The following is a 16,803-nucleotide window of genomic DNA, read 5'->3' on the forward strand; positions in this document are numbered from 1 at the left end:
CATCGAGCGGGCGGCCGGGGAGGAACGCCACGATGACCGTCCTGGAAGACAGGATCGAGACGGCCGAGAGCGGCGACGAACTCACGCTCGACACGATGTTCGAGTGGCTGGAGAAGATGCCCGTCCCCGAGGGTTACCGGACCGAGATCGTCGGGGGGCACATCTTCATGACGCCGCAGCAGGACACCCACTGGGAGATCATCGCGAACCTCTACGATCAACTGCGCACCACGTACCCGCGCAGGCGCGTCAAGTCCGACGTCCGCATCGACCACCCGGGACACCTCAACGGCTTCGCCCCCGACGTGACCCTGCTGGCCGACGGCGCCGTCCGGGACGGCAGGGGGCTGTGGCGCTGCGAGGACGCCGAGTTCGTGGCCGAGGTGATCTCCCGGAGGACCGCCGGCAACGACTACGGCCCCAAGAAGGACACCTACGCCGCCGCCGGCGTCCCCGTGCACCTGATCGTGGACCCGTACACCGCCGAGTGGCACCTGCACAGCGTGCCGGAGGACGGCAAGTACCACGTCGAGGTCGGCTTCGGCGCCGACGTCGACCTGACCGGGACGGCCGTCGGCCTCGTCCTCGGGACCGGCGGCTTCCCCCGCGACTGACCGCCCCGCCGCCCTACGCCGACGGCACCGGTGCCCCCCGCCGTTCCCGCGGCACGAACCGCACCCGCGGGTGGCCGCGGTGCCAGCCGACCGACAGGCGGAGCCCGCCGGTCCTGGCCAGGATCAGGCCGATCACGGCCGCCGCGGCCATCGCGACCGCGCCGCCCGCGGCGAGGCCGGCCCGGGCGCCGTGGGTGTCGGTGATCCAGCCGACGATCGGGGCGCCGACGGGCGAGCCGCCGAGGAAGACCATCATGTACAGGGCCATGACGCGGCCCCGCACGGCCGGGTCGGTGGACATCTGGATGCTGGTGTTGGTGGTGACGTTGACCGTCATGGCGAACAGGCCGATGGGGACCATCAGCAGGGCGAACACCCACAGGGCCGGTGCCCCGGCGGCCAGGATCTCCAGCGCGCCGAAGGCCAGCGCGGCGAGGATGAGCAGTCGCAGCCGGGCCGTGCCGCGCCGGGCGGCGAGCAGTGCGCCGGCCACGGAGCCGACCGCCATCAGGGTGTTGAACATGCTGTAGGCGCCCGCTCCCCCGTGGAAGACGTCGTCGGCGAAGGCCGAGAGGTAGACGGGGAAGTTGAACGCGAAGGTGCCGATGAAGCCGACCAGGACGATCGGCCAGATCAGCTCGGGACGCCCGGCGACGTAGCGCAGGCCCTCCCGCAGCTGTCCCTTGCCGCGCGGAGCGCGCTCGACGGTGTGCAGTTCGCGGGCGCGCATCAGCAGCAGGCCGGTGAGCGGCGCGACGAAGGACAGGCCGTTGAGGAGGAACGCCCAGCCCGTCCCGACGCCGGTGATCAGCAGGCCCGCGACGGCGGGTCCGACCAGGCGGGCGGACTGGAAGTTGGCGGAGTTCAGGCTGACCGCGTTCTGCAGCCGGCCGGGGCCGACGAGCTCGGCGACGAAGGACTGGCGGGCCGGGTTGTCGACGACCGTGGCGAGGCCGAGGGCGAAGGCGGCGACGTAGATGTGCCAGACCTCGACCCGGCCGGTCAGCGTGAGGACGGCGAGCACGATCGCGGTGAGGGCCATCGCGCACTGGGTGACGAACAGCGTGGGGCGCTTGCGCAGACGGTCGACGAGGACGCCGCCGTACAGGCCGAACAGCAGCATCGGCAGGAACTGCAGGGCCGTGGTGATGCCGACGGCGGCGGCGGAGCCGGTGAGGCTGAGCACCAGCCAGTCCTGGGCGATGCGCTGCATCCAGGTGCCGATGTTGGAGACCACCTGGCCGAGGAAGAACAGGCGGTAGTTCCTGATCCTCAGCGAGGAGAACATCGAGGACCCGCGGGGGGCGGTCTCGGGGGCGGCGGGGGTGTCGTGGGGGGTAGGTGCGGGGGCGGAAGCTGCTCCGGGTCCCGGACTCAAAGGGGTTCGCCTCCTAGCTGCTGCTGCGGTGTTCCTACAGGTGCGCGAGTTTCTCCAGCACGGGGGCGGCGGCGCGCAGTTTCGCCCACTCGTCCTCGTCGAGGCCCTCGACCAGCGACGCCAGGAAGGCGTTCCGCTTGCGGCGGCTCTCCTCGAGCATCGCCTCCGCCTGTTCGGTCTGCGTCACGACCTTCTGGCGCCGGTCGTCGGGGTGCGGCTCCAGCCGGACGAGCCCCTTGGCCTCCAGCAGGGCCACGATGCGGGTCATCGAGGGCGGCTGGACGTGCTCCTTGCGGGCGAGTTCGCCCGGGGTGGCCCGCCCGCAGCGGGCCAGGGTGCCGAGCACCGACATCTCGGTGGGGCTGAGCGACTCGTCGACGCGCTGGTGCTTGAGCCGACGGGACAGCCGCATCACGGCGGATCGGAGGGCGTTCACGGCGGCTGCGTCGTCGCCATGGCTGAAGTCCGGCATGTTCGTTAGCGTAACTCATTACCCTCGCTAAGGACTACCCGGGGTGGGCCCCGCCGCCCGTGACTCCGGCCACGGACACCCGAGATCACTCATAAGAGTGATCTTTTCGCGGAACGTCACACATCGCACCGCGAAATGCGGCAACGCTCGTGCCCATGGGGACCGACGTGCTCAGCCTGCGCATGGACCACGAGCTGCTGGAACGGCTCCGGCACCATGCCGCCAAACGCGGCATGAGCGTCCAGGACTATGTCGTCCGGACGCTCATGCGCGATGACTTCGACCAGCGGTTCCAGGCCGCCGTCGAGGAGACGGAGAAGTTCTACGGCGTCACCTGACCCCGTACCGCCTGCGCGGTGCGGGCCGGGTCGTAGTCCGCGGGCACGCCCTCGACCAGGATGATGTCGCCCTCGATGTGCCGCGAGCGCAGCGGTGCGATCTCCCGGTAGGCCGGGGAGTCCCACCAGGCCCGCGCCTCGGCGATCCCGGGGAAGCCGATCACCACGACGTGCCCGGGCCAGTCGCCCTCCTTCACCTCGTGCTGTGCGCCGTGGACGAGGAAGCGGCCGCCGTGCGGCTCGAAGGTGGCGGTGATGCGCTCGATGTACTCGGCGATCTCCGGGTGCGCGGCGGCCTCCCGCAGGTGGGCTATGGCATAGGCGGGCATGGTGTCCTTCCGGTCGGTGGGGTTCCGTGCTCCACCGGATCGTGACACACCGGTGCGCCGGGGTCGATGACCTCGCGGGTAGGCGAGGACCACCCCGGCGCACCGGTCGGTCGGATCGGGTCAGGTCAGGCCCAGCGCCGGCATCAGGTAGTAGAAGGCGAAGACCGCCGACACCGCGTACATCGCCGCCGGGACCTCCCGGCCGCGCCCGGCCGCCAGGCGCAGCACCGCGAAGGTGATGAAGCCCATGCCGATGCCGTTGGTGATCGAGTAGGTGAACGGCATCATCACCATCGTCACGAAGGCCGGGACGGCGATCGTGTAGTCCGCCCAGTCGATCTCCTTGACCGAGCCCGCCAGGATCAGGAAGCCCACCGCGAGCAGCGCCGGGGTGGCCGCCTGGGACGGGACCATGGTGGCGACCGGCGTGAGGAACAGCGCCACCGCGAACAGGCCGCCGGTGACGACGTTGGCGAAGCCGGTGCGCGCGCCCTCGCCGACGCCGGCCGTGGACTCCACGAAGGCGGTGGTGGCCGAGGCGGAGCTGGCGCCGCCCGCGGCGACCGCGACGCCGTCGATGAACAGGACCTTGTTGATGCCGGGCATCTGGCCCTGCGCGTCGGTCAGCCTGGCCTCGTCCGAGACGCCCATGATCGTGCCCATCGCGTCGAAGAAGCACGACAGCAGCACGGTGAAGACGAACAGGATGCCGGTCAGCACGCCGACCTTGGAGAAGCCGCCGAACAGGCTGACCTCGCCGATCAGGCCGAAGTCGGGGGTGGCGACCGGGTTGCCGGGCCACTTGGGGGTCGTCAGGCCCCAGGAGGGGACCTCGGCCACGGCCTCGATGACCACCGCGACGACCGTCATCGCGACGATCGAGATGAGGATCGCGCCGGGCACCCGGCGCACGATCAGCGCCAGCGTGAGCAGCGCGCCGAGGACGAAGACCAGGACCGGCCAGCCGTCGAGGTGACCGGTGCCGCCGAGCTGGAGCGGGACGGTGGTCTGGGCGGCGTCCGGGATGCGGGAGACGAAGCCGGAGTCGACCAGGCCGATGAGCATGATGAACAGGCCGATGCCGATGGCGATGGCCTTGCGCAGGCCGTGGGGGACGGCGTTCATCACGCGCTCGCGCAGACCGGTGGCGACCAGGATCATGACGACGAGACCGGCCAGCACCACCATGCCCATGGCGTCCGGCCACGACATGCGCGGCGCGAGCTGGAGCGCGACGACCGAGTTCACGCCCAGGCCCGCGGCCAGGGCGATCGGGACGTTGCCGATGACGCCCATGAGGAGCGTGGTGAACGCCGCCGTCAGGGCGGTCGCGGTGACCAGCTGGCCGTTGTCGAGCTGGTTGCCGTACATGTCCTTCGCGCTGCCCAGGATGATCGGGTTCAGCACGATGATGTAGGCCATCGCGAAGAAGGTGGCGAAACCGCCGCGGACCTCGCGGGACAGGGTGCTGCCCCGCTCGGAGATCTTGAAGTGGCGGTCGAGGGCGCCGAGCGCGGGCCCGGACCCCGGCTGGTCGGGAGTGGGGGCCTTGGCGGGGGCCGACGTGGACATGCGGGACCTCATCACCGGTGGGCCTCCCCCAAGGCCCTTTGGTGCTTCCTACGAATGAAAGCGGTCAGAAACAAACGGATTCAGTATGAACATATAACGACGGCTGCGCTATCTCCGCGCGTAGAACCGCGCGCCCGATGCGGCGCACCTCACACGCGCCGCCCCTCGTAAGCTGTCCGCATGGCCGGGCTTTTTTCGGGATCCCCCAAGCACGAGGCGCCGGAGCCCCTGGAGGGCCCCGTGGTCGCCACCATCATCGGCGGCACGATCGTCTGGTTCGTCCTCTTCCTGGTGCAGCTGCCGTTCTACGGCTGGTTCGACGACCACGGCCACACCTGGTGGCTGTGGACGTGCCTGGCCGGCGGCGGGCTCGGGTTCATCGGCATCTGGTACGTCCGCAAGCGGGACGCCGCGCTCAAGCGCGCACGGGCCGAGCGGGACGGGCGGGACGGGCAGGACGGGCGGACCGCGCCGGCCGGCCACTCCCCCGCGCCGACCGCCGACTGACGCGGCCCGGCGCGGGACCGCGACCGCGGTACGACCGGGGTACCGGTCCGTCCTCCCCAGGTCGGATCTTCCGCGCACCCGCGGGTGAAGCGGCGGGAGCGCACGTACCGTCGGATGCATGACGCATCTCGACGCGGGCGCCCAGGCCGATGCCGTGCACCCCGCCGCGGTCACCTCGCCGGTGACCGGGCTGACCTCGGCGGAGGTGGCCGAACGGGTGGCGCGCGGGCAGGTCAACGACGTGCCGGTGCGCAGCAGCCGGTCCCTGCTCGAGATCGTCCGCGCGAACGTCCTCACCCGGTTCAACGCGATCATCGGCGTGCTCTGGGTGATCATGCTGGCGGTCGCGCCCCTCCAGGACGGCCTGTTCGGTTTCGTGATCCTCGCCAACACCGCCATCGGCATCGTCCAGGAGTGGCGGGCGAAGAAGACCCTCGACTCCCTCGCGCTGATCGGCGAGGTGCGGCCCACGGTGCGGCGGGACGGGGCGGCCGCCGAGGTCGGCACCTCCGAGATCGTGCTGGACGACCTGATCGAGGTCGGGCCGGGCGACAAGGTCGTCGTCGACGGGGTGTGCGTCGGGGCGGACGGGCTGGAGATCGACGAGTCGCTGCTCACCGGCGAGGCCGACCCCGTGGTGAAGCGGCCGGGGGACCAGGTCATGTCCGGCAGCTTCGTGGTCGCGGGCGGCGGCTCCTTCCAGGCGACCAGGGTGGGGCGCGAGGCGTACGCGGCCCAGCTCGCCGAGGAGGCGTCCCGGTTCACGCTGGTCCACTCCGAGCTGCGCTCCGGCATCTCCACGATCCTCAAGTACGTGACGTGGATGATGGTCCCGACCGCGATCGGGCTGATCATCAGCCAGCTGGTCGTCAAGGACACCGAGCTGAAGGACTCCGTCGCCCGCACGGTCGGCGGCATCGTGCCGATGGTCCCCGAGGGGCTGGTGCTGCTCACCTCGGTCGCCTTCGCGATCGGGGTGATCCGGCTGGGGCGCAAGCAGTGCCTGGTGCAGGAGCTGCCCGCCATCGAGGGGCTGGCCCGCGTCGACACGGTCTGCCTGGACAAGACCGGCACCCTCACCGAGGGCGGCATGGACGTCACCGGGCTGCGGGTCCTCGGCGACGGCGACGGGACGTACGTGCGGAAGGTGCTGGGCGCGCTCGGCGCCTCCGATCCGCACCCCAACGCCTCCCTGAAGGCGATCGCCGCCGCCTACCCGGACGCCGGGGACTGGCGCCGCACCGAGGCCCTGCCCTTCTCCTCGGCCCGCAAGTACAGCGGCGCCACCCTCGCCGAGGGCGACGGGGAGGACCGCACCTGGCTGCTCGGGGCGCCCGACGTGCTCCTCGACGACGGCGACCCGGCGCTGGCCGAGACCGGGCGGATGAACGAGCAGGGGCTGCGGGTGCTGCTGCTGGCCCGTGCCGAGCGCGAGCTGGGCGACCCCGAGGTCACCGTGGGCGTGCGTCCGGCCGCGCTGGTGGTGCTGGAGCAGCGGCTGCGGCCGGACGCCGCCGACACCCTGCGCTACTTCGCCGAGCAGAACGTCCGCGCCAAGGTCATCTCCGGCGACAACGCGGTGTCGGTCGGGGCCGTCGCGTCCAAGCTGGGGCTGAGCGGGACGACGGTGGACGCGCGCCGGCTGCCCGCCGACCGGGACGGCATGGCCGGGGCGCTGGACCGGGGCACGGTGTTCGGGCGGGTCACCCCGCAGCAGAAGCGGAACATGGTGGGCGCGCTCCAGTCGCACGGGCACACGGTCGCGATGACCGGGGACGGCGTGAACGACGTGCTGGCGCTGAAGGACGCCGACATCGGGGTCGCGATGGGCTCCGGCTCGGAGGCCACGCGGGCGGTGGCGCAGATCGTGCTGCTGAACAACAGCTTCGCCACGCTGCCGTCGGTGGTGGCGGAGGGGCGGCGGGTGATCGGCAACATCACCCGGGTCGCGACGCTGTTCCTGGTGAAGACGGTGTACTCGGTGCTGCTGGCGGTGCTGGTGGTGTGCTCGCAGGTGGAGTACCCGTTCCTGCCGCGCCATCTGACCCTGCTGTCCACGCTCACCATCGGGGTCCCGGCGTTCTTCCTGGCCCTCGCCCCGAACAAGGAGCGGGCGCGGCCGCACTTCGTGCGGCGGGTCATGCGGTACGCGATCCCGGGCGGGGTGCTGGCCGCGCTGGCGACCTTCGCGACGTACCTGATCGCCCGGCACCACTACCGCGGCGAGGGCGCGCTGGACGCGGAGACGAGCGCGGCGACGCTGACGCTGTTCCTGATCTCGATGTGGGTGCTGGCGATCGTCGCCCGGCCCTACACCTGGTGGCGCGTCGGCCTGGTGGCGGCGATGGCGGCGGCGTTCCTGGTGGTGCTGGTCGTGCCGTGGCTCCAGGAGTTCTTCGCGCTGCGGCTGGTCGGCATGACGATGCCGTGGGTCGCGGTCGGCGTCGCCGTGGTGGCGGCGGCCACCCTGGAGTTCCTGTGGAGGTGGGTGGACCGCCGCTTCCCGGCGTGAGCGCGGTGCTTACTGCACGTCGACGAAGTCACCGGCGGCCTTGACGGCCGGGGTGGTCGTGGTGCCCTCGAAGTTGTAGCGGAAGTAGCCGTCGGTCGAGGCGGTGACGGTGGTGCTGAGGTTGCCCGTGGAGTTCGTCTTGAGGGTCTTCAGCGTGGTGTAGGTGCTGGAGTCCTTCTTGCGGAACTGGAGCTTCACGGACTGGTTGGTGTAACCGGCGTACGTGTTGGTCTCCCAGTTGGCCCGGGACAGCTTGCCCGTGACGGTGATGGTCCTGCCCTTCTTCACCGGCTCGGGGGAGGCGTTGACGGTCAGCTTGGAGTAGCGCTGGACCAGGGTGGTGCCGAGGTCGCCCTGGTCGGCGAACTCCTCGGTGGAGTAGTTCAGCGCCAGGGCGCCGCCCTTCCAGGTGCCGGCGTCGGAGTTGATCAGCTCTCCGTAGGCCGGGTAGATGTCGATGTCGCCCGTGCAGGTGGCGGTGGTCGACGAGGTGTCGACGCAGGTGGCCGCGTAGTCGCCGAGCAGGAGGTTGACCGGGGCGTCGAAGGAGCCCTTGTAGATGTACGGGCCGGTCGCGAAGTCCTCGGAGTGGATGTCCACGTCGGCGCCGTGGGTGAGCGTGTAGGACACCGTGGTGGAGACGTGGTTGGTCGTGCCGACCTTGACCGCCTTGGCGATCTTGAAGTTCGAGAAGGAGACGTCCAGGTCCCCGATGGCGGCGGCGGTGCTGAACGCGGACCGCTCGGACGCGCCGTGCGAGGCCGCGAGCGCGGCGGCGGCCTCCTCACGGTAGGAGGGACCGTCGGCCTGGGCGGCCGGCACGGCGAGGGCGGACAGGGCCAGGGCGCCGGAGACGGCGGCCACGGTGGCTCGAATGCGCATGCGTTCCCCAGGTGGAGAAAGGGGCCCCGGCTCTGGTCGTTTCCTACGGCTCGTCGTCGGCGCGGGGCCCAAGTGATCGTGGAGTCTGTTGACTCGCAAGATCAGATTCACCACCCGGGCGGATGGTTGTACGGAAGGTGAAAAAAATGTGCGGAAGTCGCCCGGTCAGTCGAACCAGCGGTCCCGGGCCAGCTCCTCGGTGCGGGACGGGTCCTCCAGCAGGGCCGCGACCTCGAACCGGCGGGGCCACTGACCGGCCGCCCAGGCGAGTCCGCAGGCCACGCCCTCCAGGGTGGCGGCGTGCAGCACCCCGTCGTCCGTCAGCCGCCAGTCGATCTCCACGCCGTCGACGACGAGTTCCCCGTGCTCGACGTACGAGGACGGGGTGCGCGGCCCGAGCAGCACCCGCACCGGCTCCGGCACGTCGTGCTCCGTGCCCTCGGAGTCGACCCGCCCGGTGACGGACTCGCTCAGCCGCCGCACCTGGAACAGCTCCGCCAGCTCGGCGGCGCGGGACGGCCTCACGGGCAGCAGCGCCACGCCCGCGGTGAACGGCAGCAGATCGGGTGAGTCGACGACCACCGCGTCGGCGGCGTCCACCACCTCCACCCGGCCGTCGACGACCGCGCGCAGCTCGTCCGGCAGGGTCACCTGCTCCGGGTCCAGCTCGGCCAGCGCCCCGTACAGCCCGTGCAGCTGGGCCGCCGTGACCTCGCGGCCGGGGTCGGCGAGGCGGTCCAGCAGCTCGGCGGCGCCCCCCGGTTCGTCGAGCAGGGCGGACACCGACGTCCGCACGCCGAGCGCCCGCAGCACCTGCTCGTCGTCGAAGCCGGTCGCGTCGGCCTCGTCGTACAGGCCGTGCAGCAGCGGGTCGCCGCCGGCCGCGCGCAGTCCGGCCGGACGGCGGCCGCCGAGCACGGGGTGACCGCGCAGCCACCAGGCGGTGTAGGGGCGGACGATCTCGTGGGTGCCGTCGTGCAGGAGGATCCGCACCGGCTGGGTGAGCGCGTCCCGGAAGGGCGGGCGGGCGAGCATCGCGAGGGCCTGGGGCCAGCGGTCGTCGTCCACGAGGTCCAGGTCGCGCACGGCGACGATCTCGGTGGCGACCGGCGGCACCGGGCTGTCGGGGAAGCGGTCGAGCAGGTCCTCGCACCACACGTCCACGGCGTCCAGCAGCCCCGCGTCGTCCGGTTCGGCGAAGTCCCCCTCCCGGGGCTCCAGTTCGTCCGGGTCGAGGACGACGTCGGTGGCGCGGATCAGCGCGAAGTCCACCAGCACCCCGCAGGCGGCCAGCGGCTGCTCACCCCACTTCTCGGCCAGTTCGGCGTCCACGGCGGCGAGCTCCCCCTCGCGCATCACGCGGGCGAACGGGCCGCCGGGGAAGACCAGCTCGCAGGCCGGGGAGAGCTCACCGTCCTCGTCGGGCAGGGCGAGGGCGCCCAGCCAGGGCTCGTCGCCGGGTTCGAGTCCGGCGTCGCGCACCAGGCCGAGCACGGTGTCGGCGAGTTCCTCGGCGTCCGGGGCGTCCTCCTCCCAGTTCACCCCGCCCTCGTCGTCGAGGGACGCGGCGACCGCGGCCCGCACCTGCGGGGTGGTGAGCACCGCGCGCGGGGTCGCGGGGAGCGCGCCGAGCTTCTCCAGGAGGGGGTGGGCGGCGTCCGGGTGGGCGACCTTGAGCCCGAGCCGGGCGAGGAGTTCCGCGTCGAGGGCGGCCGCGTCCGGGGTGGGCAGCAGCACCTGCCGGGGGCCGAGGGTGGTCCGGCCGTCGGCGAGCGGCACGGGCAGCCCGGACAGCCGGTCCGGGTCGACCCCGGCGAGGCTGTCGTACAGCCGTCGCCACCAGTCGGGGGACTTCTCCAGCCCGGCCAGCCGGTCGATCGCGTCGACGAGCGGGACCCGGGCGACGTTCAGGGTGCGCAGCTCGACGCGGCGTTCGAGACCGGCGGGCAGCAGGGTCGGCAGCACCTCCGCCAGCACCCGCACGGTGTCCGCGCCCGCGCCCTCGACGACCTCGGCGTCCCGGGGTCGCAGGGACTCCGGCAGGTCGGAGTCGCCCTCGTGCCCGCGCGGCTCGCCGGCGACGCCTGCCCCGCTTCCGGCCCTGAGGGAGGGCGGCAGGAAGGACGTGCGCGGCAGCCGCTCGAGGATCGCCCGGCGCAGGGCGCCGTCCAGCTCGCCCTTGCCGAGCGGGCCGGGCACGAGGTCGATGATCCCGGTGGTCACCGGCCGCCAGTCGGCGAGCAGTTCGGCGTAGGCGTCGGCCGCGCGCTGCACGAGGAAGTCGGTGAGCGGGCCGGGGGCGACGTGCCGCCGGGTGGAGTCCAGCGGGAAGGAGGCGATGAGCAGGGCGGGGACGCCGAGGGGCTCGTCGCTGGGGGTGGGGGCGTGCAGGACGGGGCTGGTGCGGGGCCGGGCCGGGGTGCCGTCGGCGTCCACGGGGACCGCCCAGGCGAGGGACCAGTGGGGGCGCAGCCGCTCCTCCACGGGCCGGTCGGCCAGCAGGTCCGGGGTGAGGGTGCCGAGGGCCGTGGCGGTGCGCCAGTGGGTGATGCCGGCGCCGGAGTCGTCGACGACGGTGAACGGGCCGTCGGTGCGGCGGGTCAGCGTCCGGGGTTCCTCGTCGCCGATCTCCACGACGACCTCGGTGAGGCCGGGCAGGGCGAGCAGCAGGGCGTCGTCGACGGCGTGCAGCAGCCGCTCGGCGAGGTCGGCGGCGGCCGCGTCGCGCAGCGGCAGGATGACGGCCGTGTCGTAGGGGTCGGGGGCGGTGCCCTCGGCGGCGAAGGGGAGGCGCAGCAGCGGGACGTGCCCGTCGCGGCGGCGGATCTCGTCCCCCAGGCCGGGGCTGTGCCGGGCGGTGTCGCCCGCCAGCTCCCGCGCCTCGGCCAGCGACCAGCGCACGCCGCCGTGCCGGCCGACGACGGCGGGCTCGTCGGTGACGGCGAGGACGGCGGCGAAGCCGACGCCGAACCGCCCCACGGACCGGTCCGCGGCCTCCCCCCGCTTGGCGGAGGCGCGCAGCGTGGACAGCGACTCGACCCCGGCCGCGTCCAGCGGCGCGCCGGTGTTCGCGGCGACGAGGACACCGTCGCGCAGGGTGAGCCTCAGGCGCCCGGGCACCCCCGCGCGGGCGGCGGCGTCGGCGGCGTTCTGGGCGAGCTCGACGACGAGGCGGTCGCGGTAGCCGCCGAGGACGAGGTCCTCCTCGGCGTTGGCGTCCTCACGGAAGCGGGCGGGGCTGGTGGCCCAGGCGTCCAGGACACCGCGCCGCAGACGCGCCGTACCGAACGGGTCGGCACCCTCGGCGGCGGGCCGCACGAACTTGCTCACGTTGACTCTCCTCATCGGCCCTCATCGTGGTGAGGTCGAAGGTACCGCTCCACCGGAGGCGGTTCCGCATCGTCCCGCGCGGGAGTCGGGCGCCTCCCGGCCGGGAGGACGGGGCGGGAGGACGGGGCCCCGTGATCAGTTGGTCCCGGGCCGGGTGCGGCGGGCGTAGGCGCGGGCGGCGCGGGCGCGGTCACCGCAGCGGGTGGAGCACCAGTGGCGGCGGCCGTGGCGGAGCAGGTAGCGGTTGCAGGGGGTGGAACCGCAGGCGGTGAGGCGTTCGGCGTCGGGGGAGGTGAGCAGGTCGGCGGCGTCGGCGGCGAGGGCCGCCAGGGCGTGGTCGACGATCGCGGTGGTGGGGTGGGGGGTGGCGCGGTAGGGACCGTTCTTCTCGTCCCACTGCAGCAGCGGGGCCGTGGGGACGCGGGTCATCGCGTCGTTGACGGCCGCGACGGCGGCGGGGAGGGCGGGGAGCCCCTCGGCGCGGGAGGCGAACAACGACCTGATCTGTTCGCGCAGCGAGCGCAGCTGCGCCGCGCACATCTCCCGCATGCCGGCGTCGACCGGGGCGAGGCCGCGGTCCGTCAGCCAGCGGTTCGCCCGTGCGGGAGTTCCCAGGAGATCGACCGTGTGCCCGCCGGGCAGCGCGATCGCGCTGTTGGCGAGGGCGAGGGAGGGGTGGTCCTCCTCGCCCTGTGCGGACGGCAGGACGGGTTCTTCGCTCAGGGACTCCTCCATGTTTCTCATGGTACGGCTTGCGCGCATCCATGAGAAATACCTACAGTCATCTCACGGTTCATCCGAATCCATCCGTGAGGTGTCTTCTTCGTGTCCTCTCTTCCCGCGGCGACCGCCCCGTTCCCGGTCCGCACCCTCGGCGGCCCGACCGTCCTCTTCGAGTACGGCGGCCTGCGCTTCCTGACCGACCCGACCTTCGACGGCCCCGGCGACCACCCCTCGGCCGGCCCGACCCTGACCAAGACCGCCCCCTCCGCCGCCACCCCCGCCGACCTCGGCCCCGTCGACGTGGTCCTGCTCTCGCACGACGAGCACGCCGACAACCTCGACACCTCCGGCCGCGCCCTGCTCGCCGACGTCCCCCTCACCCTCACCACCCCCGGCGGCGGACGGCGCCTCGGCGAGAAGGCCAGGGGCCTGGCCGACTGGGAGTCCGTCGAGCTGGACCGCCCCGGCGGCGGCACGGTGACCGTCACCGGCGTCCCGGCCGTCCACGGCCCCGGCCCGCGCGAGAAGGTCGAGCCGCTCACCGGCCAGGTCGTCGGCTTCGTCCTGACCGGGGAAGGCCTGCCCACGGTCTACGTCAGCGGCGACAACGCCTCGCTCGACGCGGTCGAGGAGATCGCCGGGCGCTTCGCCCCGGTGGACACCGCCGTCCTCTTCGCCGGCGCCCCCCGCTTCCCGATGCTCTTCGACGGCGAGCCGCTCGTCCTGGACAGCGCCCGGGCCGCCGAGGCCGCCCGGATCCTCGGCGCCCGCCGCGTCGTCCCCGCCCACCACGACAGCTGGGCCCACTTCACCGAGGGCCGCGAGGCACTGGAGGCCGCCTTCGCCGCCGCCGGCCTGGCCGACCGCCTGGACCCGGACTGGGTCCGGCGCACCTGAGCCGGCGGACCCGCGCGGCGGCGCGCCACGACGGGACGGCGCGACGGGACGGCGGACGGAGACGCGCGCCACATCCACGGGACGCCCGCGTCGGGCTCCCGGTGACAAGCGGCACAGGCGGAATGTCCGGTACTAGCCGGAATAGTGGAGAAAAGGTTGAACTCAAAACGGACATTTGGTGCGGATGTCTGATCGATCGGCCTCAAATGGGGAGTTCCGCCCGGTTCACACCCTTCGTCAAGAGACGTGCATCTCACGCCCGGAGTACGACGTTCCGTCGTAGGTCACACCTTTGCGGCTTTCGTCCGGGGCGGGTTACCAAGGAACGGCCACCGCGGCACGGACACGTTCCGCCGGTGGCTTTCCTCTGCCCCCTCCCCCATGAGGTTCGAATGTCCCAGCGCGTCACGTCCCGTTTCCCCCGTACGTCCCTGACCCGCACCCGCGCGGCCGTGCTGGCCGCCGGCCTGGGCACCTCGGCCGTACTGGGAGCCGGGGTCGCGGTCGCCGCCGACACCACGTCCGCGTCCGCCGCCACCGCCGTCCAGGCCCAGGCCGCCGTCCAGGCCCAGGCCGCCAAGACGCAGGCCGCGCAGGCCGCCCAGGCGAACAAGGCGGTGCAGGCGGCCGCGCAGAAGCAGGCGTCCTGGGTCGACCCGGTGAAGAGCTACAAGCTCTCCGCGAGCTTCGCCCAGAACGGCGGCATGTGGGCCTCCAAGCACAGCGGCCAGGACTACGCCGTGCCGACCGGCACCCCGGTCTTCGCCACCCACGGCGGCACCGTCGTCAAGGCCGGCCCCAACGGCGCCGGCGACGGCCCCGCCTACGGCAACGCCGTCGTCATCAAGCACGGCAACGGCACGTACTCCCAGTACGCCCACCTGTCGCGGGTCGACGTCAGGATCGGCCAGGTCGTCAAGACCGACCAGAAGATCGCCCTGTCCGGCAACACCGGCAACTCCAGCGGTCCGCACCTGCACTTCGAGATCCGCACCACCCCGAACTACGGCTCGGCGATCGACCCGATCCAGTTCCTGCGCTCCCACCGCTGAGCCCCGACGGGCTCCGGCACCCGAGGTCCCCGGCGGCACCCGCCGCCGGGGACCTCGCGCCCGTTCCGGACCGGGGCCGGGCGGTGCGCTCAGCCCTCGGACGCGTACGGGACGAAGCGCGCCCACGCCTCCGGGGCGAAGGCGAGGCGGGGGCCCGCGACGTCCTTGGAGTCACGGACGTGGACGGTGCGGGGTGCTGTCGCGATCTCGACGCAGGAGTTGCCGTCGTTGCCGCCGCTGTAGCTGCTCTTGAACCACTCCGGCTCGGAAGCGTCCCCGGCGGTGGTCATGCGGATCATGTTTCTCCCAGCAGTTGCTCGACGAAGGCCAGTGACTCGCGTGGAGAAAGTGCCTGAGCCCGGATCGTGCCATACCGCAGCTCAAGAATGCGCAGGTGTTTGGGATCCGAGGTCGGCCGGCCGTTGAACGCGCCGTCGGAGCGACCGACCGCCGTACCGTCCGCGAACTTCAGCAACTCGATCCTGCCGTCCAACCCGGAGTGGGTGTCACAGTTCATCGGCATCACCTGAAGCACGACGTTGTGCAACCTCCCCACTTCCAACAGCCGCTCGAGCTGCCGTCGCCAGGCCATTTTCCCTCCGATGGGACGCCGCAGGACCCCCTCCTCCAGGACGAAGCTGAGCGCTGGGGCCGGATCGCGGTCGAAGACCGACTGCCGGGCCAGACGAGCGGCCACCATGCGTTCCACATCGTCGGGTGAGTACGGGGGTTGTGCCGCTCCGATCACCGCCCGCGCGTGCTCCGGCGTTTGCAGCAGCCCGGCGATGACGTGGCACTCGTACAGTCCGATCTCGACCGCCTTGGCCTCCAGCTTCCCCAGTTCCCGCACCTTCTTCGGGTACCGGACCCTCTTCACGTCCTCCCAGGCCGCCGCGATCAGCCCGCCCGCGTCCAGCACCTCGTCGGCCTTGTCCAGGTACTCCTGGCGGGGAATCCGCTTGCCGCCCTCGATCTTGTAGACCATGTCCTCGCCGTACCCCACCGCCCTCCCGAACTCGGCGGCCCGCATCCCCACGGCCTCGCGGCGCAGCTTCAACTGCCGCCCGACGGTCGTGATGACCGCGACGCCCCACTCGTCGTCCGGGTCCACCTCCCAACCCGGCTCGTCCGCCTCGCTCTTGAGCCGACCCGCCGCCGCCTCGACCGCCGTCATGTCGCGCCCCTCCCTCGGAACCGTCCGTGATGCCCCAGCGGCCTGCCCGTACGGCCCGTCGGCACAGCCCCGACAGCGCCGGACAACATCCGGACAGTGATCGTACGCATGCGCTGAGTCACCCCCCACGGTACGCAGGCATCACCACGCTGAGTGACGTGAACCAGAAAACCGCCGAACCCGCGATCCCCGTCCGCAACTTCAGTGCGCGGTTGTCCCCCACGCCGCGCGGCGCCCGCCTCGCCCGCCTGCTCACGGCCGAGCAACTGCGCTCATGGGGTCTGCCGCTGGATCCGGCGCGACAGATCGTCGCCGAGCTGGCCGTCAACGCGGCCACCCACGGCCGCGTGCCGGGACGGGACTTCCGGCTGACGCTCTACGTCGTGGCCGACACCCTCCGCATCGAGGTGACCGACACCCGGGGCGAACACCTCCCCCGGCTCCGACCGGCCGGCTCCGAGGCCGAGTCCGGGCGCGGCCTGCTGCTGGTCGAAGCGCTCGCCGACCGCTGGGGCGTGGCCGAGGGCCGCTTCCCGCGCAAGACGGTCTGGGCGGAGCTGCGCCTCACGCCGGCGGAACCCGGTCCCCCGTGCTCCGGTGACGTCGGTGCCTCGCCCCGAGGAACGTGAGAGGGAAGCGAGCGGGTCCGCTCCCCGTCCCGGGAGGCGCGGCGGCCCGTCTCACGCGGACGCTCCGGTGACGTCGCCGGGCAGCCGGGTCCGCGCCCAGCCCCGCAGGGGAGGCCGGCGCAGGATCCCGTCCACCGCCGCCGCCACCCCGTCCGCGGAGAGTTCCGCGGACGGGGTGACGAGGAGCGTCGCCGAGGTGGCGGTGCAGCCCAGCAGGCGCGCCGTCCATCCGGCCGGCAGCAGGGCGATCAGCCGGACGGCGGCCGTCTCCGCGGCCGCGCCCGAGGGGGCCTCGTCGGTGACCTCGATGCGCACACGGCGGGCGGTCGGCATGGGGCAGCGCTCCTGACGGGGATCGGACGGGAGGGACGAGGGGGGTGACGGCGGGACGGCG

General features: G+C 72.6%; 17 protein-coding genes. 7 read left to right on the forward strand and 10 right to left on the reverse strand.

Annotation, left to right across the window (positions count from 1 at the left end):
* Window positions 1-32 precede the first annotated feature (32 nt).
* Complete coding sequence (locus GL259_RS17850; RefSeq protein WP_159533989.1) at window positions 33-614, forward strand: Uma2 family endonuclease; 582 nt, start codon at window positions 33-35, stop codon at window positions 612-614.
* Window positions 615-627: 13 nt separating this feature from the next.
* Here GL259_RS17850 and GL259_RS17855 read toward each other — a convergent pair whose 3' ends face one another.
* Window positions 628-1,992 (reverse strand): MFS transporter, encoded by a 1,365-nt coding sequence (locus GL259_RS17855; protein ID WP_159533991.1) that lies wholly within the window; start codon window positions 1,990-1,992, stop codon window positions 628-630.
* Window positions 1,993-2,026: 34 nt separating this feature from the next.
* Window positions 2,027-2,464 (reverse strand): MarR family transcriptional regulator, encoded by a 438-nt coding sequence (locus GL259_RS17860; RefSeq protein WP_159533994.1) that lies wholly within the window; start codon window positions 2,462-2,464, stop codon window positions 2,027-2,029.
* Window positions 2,465-2,619: 155 nt separating this feature from the next.
* Here GL259_RS17860 and GL259_RS17865 point away from each other — a divergent pair, with 155 nt between their 5' ends.
* Window positions 2,620-2,802 (forward strand): ribbon-helix-helix protein, CopG family, encoded by a 183-nt coding sequence (locus tag GL259_RS17865; RefSeq protein WP_159533996.1) that lies wholly within the window; start codon window positions 2,620-2,622, stop codon window positions 2,800-2,802.
* Here the strand turns inward: GL259_RS17865 and GL259_RS17870 are convergent.
* Entirely contained in the window at window positions 2,787-3,131 is a 345-nt protein-coding gene (locus GL259_RS17870; RefSeq protein WP_159533998.1) for a DUF1330 domain-containing protein, read from the reverse strand. The genes GL259_RS17865 and GL259_RS17870 overlap by 16 nt on opposite strands.
* 120 nt (window positions 3,132-3,251) lie before the next feature.
* A complete protein-coding gene (locus GL259_RS17875) occupies window positions 3,252-4,703 on the reverse strand; it encodes an NCS2 family permease (RefSeq protein WP_159534000.1) in 1,452 nt (483 codons plus the stop codon).
* A 180-nt stretch (window positions 4,704-4,883) separates the two neighbouring features.
* On the opposite strand from GL259_RS17875, the gene GL259_RS17880 reads away from it, so the two are divergent.
* Together GL259_RS17880 and GL259_RS17885 are read left to right on the forward strand one after the other, a co-directional pair.
* A complete protein-coding gene (locus GL259_RS17880) occupies window positions 4,884-5,210 on the forward strand; it encodes a DUF2530 domain-containing protein (RefSeq protein WP_159534002.1) in 327 nt (108 codons plus the stop codon).
* Window positions 5,211-5,328: 118 nt separating this feature from the next.
* Window positions 5,329-7,722: an HAD-IC family P-type ATPase gene (locus GL259_RS17885; RefSeq protein WP_159534004.1), complete on the forward strand. Its 2,394-nt coding sequence runs from the start codon at window positions 5,329-5,331 to the stop codon at window positions 7,720-7,722.
* A 9-nt stretch (window positions 7,723-7,731) separates the two neighbouring features.
* On the opposite strand, the gene GL259_RS17890 is transcribed toward GL259_RS17885, so the two are convergent.
* The 3 genes from GL259_RS17890 to GL259_RS17900 all read right to left on the reverse strand — a co-directional run bounded on the left by GL259_RS17890 (window position 7,732) and on the right by GL259_RS17900 (window position 12,669).
* Window positions 7,732-8,604, reverse strand: coding sequence for a hypothetical protein (locus GL259_RS17890; RefSeq protein WP_159534006.1), 873 nt, complete (start codon window positions 8,602-8,604; stop codon window positions 7,732-7,734).
* Window positions 8,605-8,769: 165 nt separating this feature from the next.
* A complete protein-coding gene (locus GL259_RS17895) occupies window positions 8,770-11,934 on the reverse strand; it encodes a molecular chaperone Hsp90 (RefSeq protein WP_159534008.1) in 3,165 nt (1,054 codons plus the stop codon).
* Between the two features lie 135 nt (window positions 11,935-12,069).
* The gene (locus tag GL259_RS17900; RefSeq protein WP_159534011.1) at window positions 12,070-12,669 is read right to left on the reverse strand and encodes an ABATE domain-containing protein; all 600 of its coding nucleotides are present in this window, start codon (window positions 12,667-12,669) and stop codon (window positions 12,070-12,072) included.
* Window positions 12,670-12,759: 90 nt separating this feature from the next.
* Between GL259_RS17900 and GL259_RS17905 the strand changes: the two genes are divergently transcribed.
* Both GL259_RS17905 and GL259_RS17910 read left to right on the forward strand, forming a co-directional pair.
* Window positions 12,760-13,554 (forward strand): MBL fold metallo-hydrolase, encoded by a 795-nt coding sequence (locus GL259_RS17905; RefSeq protein WP_159534013.1) that lies wholly within the window; start codon window positions 12,760-12,762, stop codon window positions 13,552-13,554.
* 392 nt (window positions 13,555-13,946) lie between these two features.
* Window positions 13,947-14,606: a M23 family metallopeptidase gene (locus tag GL259_RS17910; protein ID WP_159534015.1), complete on the forward strand. Its 660-nt coding sequence runs from the start codon at window positions 13,947-13,949 to the stop codon at window positions 14,604-14,606.
* Between the two features lie 89 nt (window positions 14,607-14,695).
* Here the strand turns inward: GL259_RS17910 and GL259_RS17915 are convergent, their stop codons facing one another.
* Together GL259_RS17915 and GL259_RS17920 are read right to left on the reverse strand one after the other, a co-directional pair.
* Complete coding sequence (locus GL259_RS17915) at window positions 14,696-14,905, reverse strand: DUF397 domain-containing protein (RefSeq protein WP_159534017.1); 210 nt, start codon at window positions 14,903-14,905, stop codon at window positions 14,696-14,698.
* Window positions 14,902-15,780 carry a helix-turn-helix transcriptional regulator gene (locus GL259_RS17920; RefSeq protein ID WP_159534019.1) on the reverse strand — a complete coding sequence of 293 codons (879 nt, stop codon included), beginning with the start codon at window positions 15,778-15,780 and terminating at the stop codon, window positions 14,902-14,904. Before GL259_RS17920 ends, GL259_RS17915 begins: the two co-directional genes overlap by 4 nt.
* Before the next feature lie 158 nt (window positions 15,781-15,938).
* On the opposite strand from GL259_RS17920, the gene GL259_RS17925 reads away from it, so the two are divergent.
* A complete protein-coding gene (locus GL259_RS17925) occupies window positions 15,939-16,409 on the forward strand; it encodes an ATP-binding protein (RefSeq protein WP_159534021.1) in 471 nt (156 codons plus the stop codon).
* Window positions 16,410-16,460: 51 nt separating this feature from the next.
* On the opposite strand, the gene GL259_RS17930 is transcribed toward GL259_RS17925, so the two are convergent.
* The gene (locus tag GL259_RS17930; protein ID WP_159534023.1) at window positions 16,461-16,742 is read right to left on the reverse strand and encodes a hypothetical protein; all 282 of its coding nucleotides are present in this window, start codon (window positions 16,740-16,742) and stop codon (window positions 16,461-16,463) included.
* Between the last annotated feature and the right edge of the window lie 61 nt (window positions 16,743-16,803).

This window comes from Streptomyces sp. Tu 3180 (assembly GCF_009852415.1).
Classification (GTDB): Bacteria; Actinomycetota; Actinomycetes; order Streptomycetales; family Streptomycetaceae; genus Streptomyces.

Bases quoted from the DNA above. Each gene is read 5' to 3' on its own strand.
- GL259_RS17850 (WP_159533989.1), top strand. From the start codon at position 33: ATGACCGTCCTGGAAGACAGGATCGAGACGGCCGAGAGCGGCGACGAA.
- GL259_RS17860 (WP_159533994.1), bottom strand. From the start codon at position 2,464: ATGCCGGACTTCAGCCATGGCGACGACGCAGCCGCCGTGAACGCCCTC.
- GL259_RS17865 (WP_159533996.1), top strand. From the start codon at position 2,620: ATGGGGACCGACGTGCTCAGCCTGCGCATGGACCACGAGCTGCTGGAA.
- GL259_RS17870 (WP_159533998.1), bottom strand. From the start codon at position 3,131: ATGCCCGCCTATGCCATAGCCCACCTGCGGGAGGCCGCCGCGCACCCG.
- GL259_RS17875 (WP_159534000.1), bottom strand. From the start codon at position 4,703: ATGTCCACGTCGGCCCCCGCCAAGGCCCCCACTCCCGACCAGCCGGGG.
- GL259_RS17880 (WP_159534002.1), top strand. From the start codon at position 4,884: ATGGCCGGGCTTTTTTCGGGATCCCCCAAGCACGAGGCGCCGGAGCCC.
- GL259_RS17885 (WP_159534004.1), top strand. From the start codon at position 5,329: ATGACGCATCTCGACGCGGGCGCCCAGGCCGATGCCGTGCACCCCGCC.
- GL259_RS17890 (WP_159534006.1), bottom strand. From the start codon at position 8,604: ATGCGCATTCGAGCCACCGTGGCCGCCGTCTCCGGCGCCCTGGCCCTG.
- GL259_RS17900 (WP_159534011.1), bottom strand. From the start codon at position 12,669: ATGGAGGAGTCCCTGAGCGAAGAACCCGTCCTGCCGTCCGCACAGGGC.
- GL259_RS17910 (WP_159534015.1), top strand. From the start codon at position 13,947: ATGTCCCAGCGCGTCACGTCCCGTTTCCCCCGTACGTCCCTGACCCGC.
- GL259_RS17915 (WP_159534017.1), bottom strand. From the start codon at position 14,905: ATGATCCGCATGACCACCGCCGGGGACGCTTCCGAGCCGGAGTGGTTC.
- GL259_RS17920 (WP_159534019.1), bottom strand. From the start codon at position 15,780: ATGACGGCGGTCGAGGCGGCGGCGGGTCGGCTCAAGAGCGAGGCGGAC.
- GL259_RS17930 (WP_159534023.1), bottom strand. From the start codon at position 16,742: ATGCCGACCGCCCGCCGTGTGCGCATCGAGGTCACCGACGAGGCCCCC.